The organism is Mesorhizobium sp. WSM4935 (genome assembly GCF_029625735.1).
In the GTDB taxonomy this organism is placed as follows: domain Bacteria; phylum Pseudomonadota; class Alphaproteobacteria; order Rhizobiales; family Rhizobiaceae; genus Mesorhizobium.
The window spans coordinates 18,660-28,640 of sequence record NZ_JARTVR010000029.1 but is presented as its reverse complement, the minus strand read 5'-3'; the positions used below and the strand labels follow the sequence as shown (position 1 = coordinate 28,640).

Genomic DNA, 9,981 nt, shown 5'->3' with positions numbered 1-9,981 from the left:
TCCACATGGCAGCCTAAAGTCAAAAACGCCTATCAGTCGCCTCGCCCTGATCGAGGACAACCTGTTGAAGCTCCACAACTAGGTCGTCCAGCATCACAGTGAACCGCGTACGTAGTATTTTGTCGTAGGCGGCATTCTGGATAGCCGGATACGGGCTCTTCACCCGCTGCACCACCGATTGCGGGATGATGTCGCGAGAAACATTCACGGATTTCGTGAAAAAAGTGTACCCGCCGAAGAGCCCTACTCGCGGGGGCGGTGCAGCACCACCTCGGTGTCACTGCTCGTGTTCATGCGATGGACTAGGCCGGCCAGCTGTTGACGCAGCTCGCGGTAGTTGTAAGTCTCACCCGTGTAGACGAGCACCAAGTCAGGTCGGCCATCCCCCTGGAGCATCCTCGGCTGGCGGCCGCCCTGGATATCGATGATTGCCAGGCGGTGGTGTCCCAGCGCCGCAGGCCCGCCGATCCAAGTCCCCTCGTCGTCCGGACCGTGGTTCGCTATGGTGGCCGTCATATCGGCAAGCTCCCTTCGCGCATCGGGACCTCCGAGGTCTCGATTGAAGTCGATCCATTCACAGATGCCGCACAGGTTATGTCGCCGCATTTGGGCGAAGCAGATATAAGGCCAGTGGGAAACCATCGAGGCAAAGTGACGGATCTAGCCCAGCTACGATCCGCATCCGACATTGTCGGACATCGGACAGCACCGCGATTCGCTGCATAGGAAGCCTGGAGTCGCGATTTCCCCTGGGGGAATCAGCGCATGAAAGGAGAGCTGGGTCGTGTCTGCCGAAATGAGAAATTGCTCCCCCTTATTGCATCACCGAGGAATGTTACCCAGCGCGATAGACGGACATGCCCTATCTCCCCCCGTTGCAGCTGAGGGAGATAGGGGCCAGCTCTTCATTCAACCCTCATGGAGGATGATCAGCCCAGCCATTTCCATGCGCCGGCCTTCACAAGCCGTGCACCATTCAGGTTCTTTTCCTTGAAGCGCGACGATCCTTGTCAGACGTCGCAACACTTGCTGCCGAGAGCACGAGCTCTTCCTCGAGCATGCCTTGATCTGCGCCTCGAACGGCTCGCACATGCTGGGTTTCAACGACTTCGCAGAGGTTGATATTCTGCAGTGACTTCGTCTCGCTGCTGCACGGCATTGACGCTGGGAGCCATGCTCGCGTGGCGCAATTGTGCTGAAGCCGGTGCCCACGGCAACGTTTCTTAACCCGCCCCAGATCCTGGCGTTTGGCTATTTCCGACATTCGTGTCCGGCTTCGGACAAAGGCCGGGTTTGCCGAACGGAGTCGCACCCAATTTCCAGTGCTGCTTGAGCAATAATATCGACCGGCATTACTGCACAACACGAAAGTTGCTGCAAAAACCGAAGTGAACCCAAGGCATCGGGTCAATTGGCATGGCGCTTGCGACTCGGTCGATAGAACGCAGTCAAAATCACGGTTGCAGACCATGCCTACCTCTCAAAGCTCGATAAAGCACGCGAGCAAAATTCCCCGTCTCCGCGGAAGCTCGTCGCCGTTAAACGTGCCTGCTCGGGGGCGGTCTTGCACAAGACCGGTCCGAGGCAACCACGCCAAGGCGCGAGGCTGCCGGAACTGTCGACCGAAGTCGATGCCGCTTCAGTTTAACCGAAAAATGCACCGTACCACTTTGGCCTGGAAGCAAATCAATGACCTATAGAAAGAACGTTCCTCTCGTGACCTTTCGCACGCGTGTTCGCGATGAGTCGATCGGGGGGCCAAATCCTTATCAGTGGGAGAACAAGACCTCCGACGATTATTTCGGGGGCAAGCGCATCATCCTGTTCTCGCTGCCTGGCGCCTTCACCCCGACCTGCTCGACCTTCCAACTGCCCGATTTCGAAAAACTCTATGATCAATTTCTGGAACTGCGAATTGACGCGATCTACTGCGTCTCGGTCAACGATGCTTTCGTCATGAATGCGTGGGGAAAGTCCTTGGGGCTGCAGAAGATCGAGCTGATCCCAGACGGGTCGGGCGAGTTCACGCGCAAAATGGGCATGCTGGTCGCGAAGGACAATCTGGGCTTTGGCATGCGCTCCTGGCGATACGCCGCTCTGATCGACGATGGCGTGGTGGAGCAGTGGTTCGAGGAGGAAGGCTTCTGTGACAACTGCGAGACGGACCCCTATGGCGTTTCATCCCCGCAAAACGTTCTCGACAAATTGAAGGCGGCGGCATGACCCAGAAGTGGAAAGTCTCACACAACCCAAGCACACACTAGAGCCTCCTCGGCAGATCACGGTTCAACATGCATCTCTCAGCAAGCCTGCTTCAACGCCAGAAGCAACGTATGGTCTTATCGCCTCAAGCCATTGAAGCTATTCGCTTGCTGCGATTGACGCATACTGAACTCCATCAGCTCGTGCAGCAGGCACTCGAGAAGAACCCCGTTTTGAAGCCTGACCCGTTTGACGACGATTCGCCGCTGCCAGGGGTGGATCAGCGGAGCAGTCAAAGCAGAAGCGAAATCGGCGAATCGCCCATTGGCGGGCCGTCTGGCGGGCGCGGGCAATGGAAGTCGCAACGCAGTAGCGGCAACGATCGACCTGCCGTCGAGGAGTTTACCGCCCACACCGAAACATTGCACGACCATGTCGCCCGCCAGGTCGCCCTCAACCCGTTCACCCCCCAGGAGCGGCTGATTGCCGGACAGCTCGCCGCTCATCTGGAGGACACTGGCTATCTTCAGGTAAACCTTTTCGATCTGGCCAGGACGTTAAACGTTCGGCAAGCTGATGTGGAACGGGTCATCGGAATCTTGCAGCAATTTGATCCGCCGGGCATTTTTGCGCGAACTCTCAGCGAATGCCTGGAGATTCAGCTGCGCCAGCAAGACCGGTTCGACCCGGCTATGGCAGCTTTGGTCGCCAATCTCGAGATGCTTGCACGGGGGGATTTTCAGGGATTGAAGCAGCGTTGCGGAGTCGACGAGGAGGATCTCCTCGACATGAGGAACGAAATCCGCGCGCTCGATCCCAAGCCTGGAGACCGGTTCCAGTCCGGGACGCCGGAAACCATCGTACCGGACGTCTGGGTAATGCCCAAGTCCGAAGGTGGATGGCGGGTGGAGCTTGATCCGGCCACGCTGCCCAAAGTGTTGATCAACCACACCTATGTCGCCGAAATCTCGCAGCTGACCAAGCAAAATCCGGAAGGCAAAGCGTTTCTCGACAATTGCCAGGAAAAAGGGAACTGGCTGATCAGCAGTCTCAAGCAGCGCGCTAAGACGATCCTTAAGGTTGCGACCGAAATCGTGCGCCAGCAGGATGCCTTTTTTACACACGGCGCCGCCCATCTGCGGCCTCTCTGTCTCAAAAATGTCGCTGACGAGATCGGCATGCACGAGTCGACGGTAAGCCGGGTGACTTCGAACAGGTACATGTTGACTCCGCGCGGGGTGTTCGAGCTGAAGTATTTTTTCGCTGCGCCAATCGCATCCTGCGAGGGCGGCGATGCGCACTCCGCCAAAGCTGTCTGCCATCGGATCAAGGCAATCATAGCCGAAGAATCGCTCGACAAGGTACATTCCGACGAAGACATCGTTGCTCAACTCAAGGAGACCGGCATCGATGTCGCTCGCCGTACCGTCACCAAATATCGCGAGGCGATGAACATCCCTTCCTCCATACGACGGCGCCGCGATAAGCGTTTGTCCGCAGCTGCGATCAAGCGAAGTGACTAACCGACATTCGTGGTCGGCGAGAGGCGACTCTCAACTTCCTCCGGGCCGAAGCAGCTTTCGAAGTCATGGCATTCCCCGCAACTGGGTGCTGTGCATGACGAAAAGCCTTCGGCCTCACACAGCTTGCGGTAAAAGTACTTTTTCCATTTCATGTTTTCTGTGTTGCCTGCCGCCAGCGCGGGAAAATGTCTGGCAAGCAGGCGGCTGAGCTCAGCGCGATTTGAGAGGCCAAGATCCCGCCAAAGATGGTCCATGCGCATCGCACGCCGGGCGATGATCTTGGCCAAGCGGGCGCTCGCCGGGTCGGCCGGCGCAGCATGCGCTAGCAGCAGCCGGCGTAGCAGTTCCTCTTCCAGTTCCGGCTCGGGCTCGCTCAACTCCTCCAAAGCGAATACGCTGCTGGAGGTAGACGGGAAAGTTGCGGCCAAGACATCACGCAATTCGACAGACGAAAGGCCTGTCCCCTCCGTCGCCAACACCTCGCCCGCCTGGACCTCCTCAAGCGAACGTGAATGTACGCAGGGCAGCACATGCTGATCGAAGCTCCTCCCTAGCTCGGACCCACGCCATTGCGCGCTGGATAGGCAGCCATCATCGTAACGGCCGGCTTCAGCTTCCGGCATGACAAAGCGCCTTGTTGACCGCAGGGATGATCTTGTCGCCCCAGAGCTCGATCTGGCGCAGCATCGTCTTTTGGTCGAAGTCGCCCAATTGAGTCTGAACTGCGATCTGGTCCGGTTTCAAGATATCGATCTCTTCCAGCAGGCGATCAATCACGCGATTTACGCTGCCAATCGGCAAATTTTTGCGCATGGTCTCGAAGGACAGATCCTGCTGGGTCGGTGTCTCCTGCAGCAGGTAGCCATCGTGGCTCTGTTGGCGACGCTGATGCAGGGCTTCAGAAAGCCGGCGCTGGAAGCGGGCATTGTCGAGATAGCTGTTGATCTCCAACTCGTCGTGGCTGGCATAGCAGCAGCGCAGCAGCGATATCTTGACGTCGGTGACGTTCTTTTCCTCGGATGCCGCCGCCCTCTCGACTGATTCACGCAGTGTGGTCAAAGTCTCTAAGCCGTCGTGGAAGGCTGTGACAAAAAAATTGTGCCCCTCGCGGTAGGCCCGAGCCATCCGTGCGGCTCCGCCAGCGATCCAGATAGGCGGCGTCGGCTGCTGGACTGTGCGGACCGAAATCGCTGTTGGGGGGATCTTCTCATACTGGCCGTCGTGTTCGAAGACGTTTTGGTTGAGGCCCTTGAGAATGATGTCCAGGTATTCCGAAAAGACGGCCGGCGCCTCATCGATGTCCACGCCGAACCGTTCGAACTCGAACTGCTGGTATCCCAAGCCTACGCCGAGCTCGAGACGGCCGTTCGCAACGATGTCGGCGAAGCCGATCTCGGACAGCAGGCGCTGCGGTTGGTAAAGCGGCAGCACGCAGACGGCAGTGCCCAGGCGAATCGTGCTTGTCAAGCCGCCGCAGTGCGCCACCATCATCAGCGGGGATGGTATGAGGCTGTAATTGTTGAAGTGGTGCTCAGCAAACCACGCGGTGTTGAACCCAGCCTGCTCCGAAGCGACGGCCTGTTCGATGGAGTTGCGGATGACGCTTTCTGAGGATTGGTGATAGCCACGCTGGGCGGCCAGAATGAAAGTGGCAAATTCCATGATTTCTCCTCGTTATAGACACGTCAGCCGACCGGGAATGTGCTCGGCATGCGCATGCTTGGATCTCAAGCACCTCAGGTGCGTCGTGGAGCCGAGGCTTCATAATGCTCGGCCGGTCGCCCTGCGAAGGCCTGGCAATTAACCTGCGGCCTCCGCAAAACATTCGTCATAGAGCTCGCTGGCGTTTCCCGCATCACCGAACGAGGTCCAGCCGCCGTCCACGTAGAGGATCGAGCCGTTGATGTATGAGGCGTCAGACGAAGCAAGGAAGAACGATGCATCTGCGACGTCTTCTGGCCGTCCCATCCTGCCCATGGGGATGCGTCGTCCGATTGCTGTCAGGTCGATGCGGCCGGCTTTGGCCAACTGAGCAAGTGCGGGCGTGCGGATGTGGCCAGGAGCGACGGTGGCTGTCCGAATTCCGACCGGCCCGAGTTCGGCCGCCATGCAACGGGTCAGCATATCCATCCCCGCCTTGGAGGCGCCGTAGGCATGGCGCGGCGCGAACGGCAGAAAGCTGTCGATCGACCCGAGATTGAGGATCACGCCGCCCGGGCGCATAGCCTTGATCGCTTCGCGCGCGCAGGTGAAGGCGCCGGTAAGGTTGACATCCAGGACGTGTTCGAGCTGTTTCGACAGTTGCTCGATCGCAGGCACAATCCTGTCGGCGGTATCAGCACTATTGACCAGAACATCGATATACCCGAAGCGTCCCCTCAGTTCTTCGAACATCGACACCACATCGCTCTCGACGGCCACGTCCAGCGATTTCGCCAGATGCTTGCCGGGGAGCGATGTAGCCAGCTCTGCCGCTGCAGTGCCATCTTTATCAGCAATCACGACGGTGTCGCCGTTCGCGGCAAAGCGGCGAGCGACGGCCGCGCCAATGCTTTTTGCGCCACCGGTGACGAGCACGATTCGCGCATCTGTGCATTCGGCCGGACAGGAGAGCTCGGCTTGGAGCGCACCATCCACCGGCGGGTGAGCATCCCCCGGCTGGTTGAATGACATCCAGCCTCCGTCGACTGCCAGCACCGAGCCGGTGATGTAGCGCGCCTGCGTGCTGCTCAGAAAACGCACGACCCTGGCGATCTCGTCGGGGCGAGCCAAGCGCCCCATCGGCACGCGGCGGCGTATCGCCGCGAGGTCCATTTTGCCAGCGCGTGCCAGTTCTGTGACCATTGGGGTGCGGACGGAGCCCGGCGCCACCGCCGTGACGCGGATTCCTCGCATAGCCCACTCGCATGCAAGGGACTTTGTCAACGAGATCACGCCAGCTTTCGAGGCTGCGTAGGCGTTGCGCCTGGGATTGCCGACCACGCCCGCCATCGAAGCCACATTGACGATCGCACCGCCCGGCTTCATGCGCCGCGCCGCTTCCCGGGCCATAACGAATGGCCCAATAAGGTTCACTGTCACGCCGCGTCGGAAGGTATCGACAGCGGTGTCGATGATCCTATCCATCGTGGGTCCAACCGCCGCATTGTTGATGAGGACATCGATTTGCGCGAACCGTGCTTCGACCTGGCCGAAAAGTGAGAGCATGTCCTTCTCTCGCGACACATCGCACTCCAGACCGACGTGCGGCGACCCGAGATCCCGAGCCAGTTCAACCACACCACTGCCCGGAAGGTCCACCGCAACTACAGTGTCTCCGTCCGCGGCAAGGATATCGACCAGGGCACGGCCGATCCCGCCCGCAGCGCCTGTGATGATTACGGTGCGTGCTGCCAGTTTCACGAGAGCTTCTCCACGATGACCGCTTGTGATCTCAGCCCATCAACCTTGGGCGGAATGAAGGGCCGAGCCAAATCGTTGCAGTGACCGCCAGTCGCGGCCCCACACAGATGTCGTTCCCGTAGGGCGCTCATCCTCCATTCCTACCCACTTATGCAGCTCCCAGTTGGGGACCCTCGACGCCATCTTGGTCGGTGGGGATGTGACCCTTGAGCAACTGGTAGATGGGATCGTCTGGATGTGGTGCTCCAATCGGCTGTCGCCGGCCGAACCTATCTGCCTCAAGAATCGCTGGCGGGATTTGCTCCTCAACCCAATCGTAGACGACTGTCCGTTCCGCAATTCGCCACTCGTCCTGCCTCTTCTGAAACAGATCGCAGTAACGGCCGCAAAGCAGCGTCTGACGTATTTCTTGGTCTGTATCCGGTCCGCGTTGCAGCGCGGTGAAATAGCTCTCGACCGCGGCCTCTGCTGAACTGATGAAGTCGATCAGGCTGTTCGTGATTTGATGGATGTTACGGTGCCCCGGCAGACCGAGAGCAAATTGGATGAAGTCCTCTGCCGGTCCGCAATAGGGACCGTGCCTGTCATACGCTTCGGGCCAGTATGCGCTACGCAGCGCCGCCTCATCGGCGCGGTCTATCCCGCGGCAGTACCGATACAGGCAGTTGCGGATCGCCTCTCGGTCACGCAGTTCGGTAATTTTCGCGTGGTCGACAGGGTCTGTCGCGAATTGTATGATTGTTTTGTCCTTCCCGATGCCAGTCTGCACTTTGCGTGTGTCTCTCTCTACAACTGAGTTAGCGGGGGGCTCGTCAACTTCCAGAGCTTGTTCGGGGCAGGCTCGTACCCCTTTTGAGGCAAGCAGTTGCTCCCCATCGGCAACATCAATATCACCGGGCAAGATGTAGCCGGCGTCATCAAGCTTGAAGACTCTCGGCGCCCGCGCCCAGCAGCGCGCATGACCCTGGCATCTGGCTTTATGTACGACGACACGCATAGCGAACTCCAATGTCGTTGGCTGAAACTTCAGGACCATTCCAGGATCAGATTCTCGATCCCGAACACATGGCCGCCGAAGGTGATAGGTTCAGTCCCTGTCTTGATCCGAAAGGCTGGGATGCGCGCCAGCCACTCCTCCAGGCCAATGACAATCTCCCGCCGGGCAAGGTGTAAGCCAAGACAACGATGGGGACCATAGCCAAAGGCAGCGTGCCGGTTGTCCTCGCGCGCCAGATCGATCTCATTCGGGCATTCGAATTCCGCCGGGTCACGATTGGCAATCATCGTGGCACAGGAAACATAATCTCCCTTGCGGATCGGCGCGCCTTTGAAGTCGACATCCTTCGTTGCCACTCGGATCATCTGAATGGTCGAATAGGCGCGCAGCAATTCTTCCGCAGCGACGGCAATCCGGTCAGGTTCGCTTCGTAGCAATTCCTGATCTTTGGGGTTGCGCGCGAGATGGGCCAAGTCGAAGCATATGGCTGCTGAGACCGTGTCGAGTCCCGCGACGAACACAAGCACGCCGATGCCACGGACTTCTTCGTCACTGAGCAGACGACCCTCGACCTTTGCCTTCACGATGAAGGTCATGAAATCATCGACCGGCTCCTTGCGGCGCTCGGTGGCAAGTTCGTCGATGAAGGCCACGATCGTCCGGGCTGCGGGTGGTCGTTGCTCCTTATCGCCGTGGAGCAGATCTCTAGCCCAGCCGACAAATGTTTCTAGTCCGTTGTCCGAAAGCCCAATAAAGCGAAGGAAGATATTGACCGCGAACGGAACTGCAAAATCCTTCATGATGTCGCAGCTCGTGCCTGATGCGGCGATCCTGTCGATCAGCTTGATCGCTCGTTCCCGGACAGCCGGCTCCAATGCCATTACCCGCTTTGGCGAAAGCAGCGGATTGAGCAGTGAGCGAAAAACACCGTGGAATGGCGGATCGAGCTCAAGCGGGATCATCGGCCAGCTCTCGCCGAGCACAGAGGCGAAGATGCTGCGATGGCTGGAAAACGTTTCGGTGTCCTGCAGCACCCGGCGCTGGTCGCTCGCGCGAGTGATGACCCAGGTACCCCGACCGTCGCGCGTGTTGCTGGTTGAATAAAAGATCGGAGGCCCGGCATGAACGCAAGCAACCGCTGCATGCGGATCCCCGTTAGCCGTCGGCAACATGCCGGGCGACGTAAACAGGTTGAAGTCCCTCACCATTTCGGGCGGGACATGATCTGGAACCGGCCGCGATTTAACCGCGCCAGAATCGAGAGACCGTTCATGAGATGCTGTCGGCATTTGCATGCAATCGTCGGTGCAAGCTCCGTGCCGAATTCGTCTTTCGATAATCCTTGCCGTTTGCTGGGCAACAGGTGGCGCCTGCGCTGACTTGCTGGTCGGGATTGCAACATTCTTGTCCAGCGTCGGACACAGAATGTAGAATGCTAGACAGCGACTTGGAGCAACTCAACTGGTGGGATCGCTAGCCGATCATGTGCCCGGGGAGCATCCAGTTCGAAAGCTTGCGCTAAGCGGCTTGGTGACTTGGCCGAGGTCACCAGGTGGAAACGACCAACACTTGGGGTGAGCCTAGTGGCGCTCCCCTCGATGATGTCTGGCGGGGTGGTTAGCCGCCTCCGTAGGACAAGATCAGTCTACACGAATGGACTATAGCCTCTCCTCGCATGCCTCATTGGCCGTCCTTCAGAGCCGGCCACACGAGCTTTTGTCTTTCAGCAGGGCGTTTTTCTCGCCAGCTACAGAGCCACACCGACGCCATTAATGAGCGTCCAGTCGACGGGTTGGATGGCCCTGTCCATCTTGCCCAGCACCTTGGCTTAGCATTTGCCGGTGCGGCGGAAGCCTT

The 9,981-nt window shown here is 58.8% G+C and carries 8 protein-coding genes and 1 pseudogene; 2 read left to right on the top strand and 7 right to left on the bottom strand.

All coding sequences use genetic code 11. The features are described from left to right. Positions 1-243: 243 nt before the first annotated feature. Positions 244-516: a hypothetical protein gene (locus P9273_RS31555; protein ID WP_199489650.1), complete on the bottom strand. Its 273-nt coding sequence runs from the start codon at positions 514-516 to the stop codon at positions 244-246. Positions 517-1,689: 1,173 nt separating this feature from the next. Between P9273_RS31555 and P9273_RS31550 the strand changes: the two genes are divergently transcribed. Together P9273_RS31550 and rpoN are read left to right on the top strand one after the other, a co-directional pair. After that, the gene (locus tag P9273_RS31550) at positions 1,690-2,223 is read left to right on the top strand and encodes a peroxiredoxin (protein ID WP_063169380.1); all 534 of its coding nucleotides are present in this window, start codon (positions 1,690-1,692) and stop codon (positions 2,221-2,223) included. Positions 2,224-2,291: 68 nt separating this feature from the next. Next, the gene (rpoN, locus tag P9273_RS31545) at positions 2,292-3,725 is read left to right on the top strand and encodes an RNA polymerase factor sigma-54 (RefSeq protein WP_063169381.1); all 1,434 of its coding nucleotides are present in this window, start codon (positions 2,292-2,294) and stop codon (positions 3,723-3,725) included. On the opposite strand, the gene P9273_RS31540 is transcribed toward rpoN, so the two are convergent. The 6 genes and pseudogenes from P9273_RS31540 to P9273_RS31515 form a co-directional block, all read right to left on the bottom strand. Continuing rightward, complete coding sequence (locus tag P9273_RS31540; protein WP_063169382.1) at positions 3,722-4,348, bottom strand: nitrogen fixation protein NifQ; 627 nt, start codon at positions 4,346-4,348, stop codon at positions 3,722-3,724. The genes rpoN and P9273_RS31540 overlap by 4 nt on opposite strands. Next, the gene (locus P9273_RS31535; RefSeq protein ID WP_063169383.1) at positions 4,335-5,387 is read right to left on the bottom strand and encodes an LLM class flavin-dependent oxidoreductase; all 1,053 of its coding nucleotides are present in this window, start codon (positions 5,385-5,387) and stop codon (positions 4,335-4,337) included. The genes P9273_RS31540 and P9273_RS31535 overlap by 14 nt, the downstream gene beginning before the upstream one ends. Positions 5,388-5,525: 138 nt before the next feature. Beyond that, a complete protein-coding gene (locus tag P9273_RS31530; RefSeq protein ID WP_063169384.1) occupies positions 5,526-7,127 on the bottom strand; it encodes an SDR family oxidoreductase in 1,602 nt (533 codons plus the stop codon). 148 nt (positions 7,128-7,275) lie between these two features. After that, complete coding sequence (locus P9273_RS31525) at positions 7,276-7,863, bottom strand: nuclear transport factor 2 family protein (protein WP_050580531.1); 588 nt, start codon at positions 7,861-7,863, stop codon at positions 7,276-7,278. A gap of 138 nt (positions 7,864-8,001) precedes the next feature. After that, positions 8,002-8,124, bottom strand: a pseudogene (locus P9273_RS31520) (ferredoxin); the annotation flags it as partial. A gap of 29 nt (positions 8,125-8,153) precedes the next feature. Next, a complete protein-coding gene (locus tag P9273_RS31515) occupies positions 8,154-9,332 on the bottom strand; it encodes a cytochrome P450 (protein ID WP_278052473.1) in 1,179 nt (392 codons plus the stop codon). Positions 9,333-9,981: the final 649 nt, after the last annotated feature.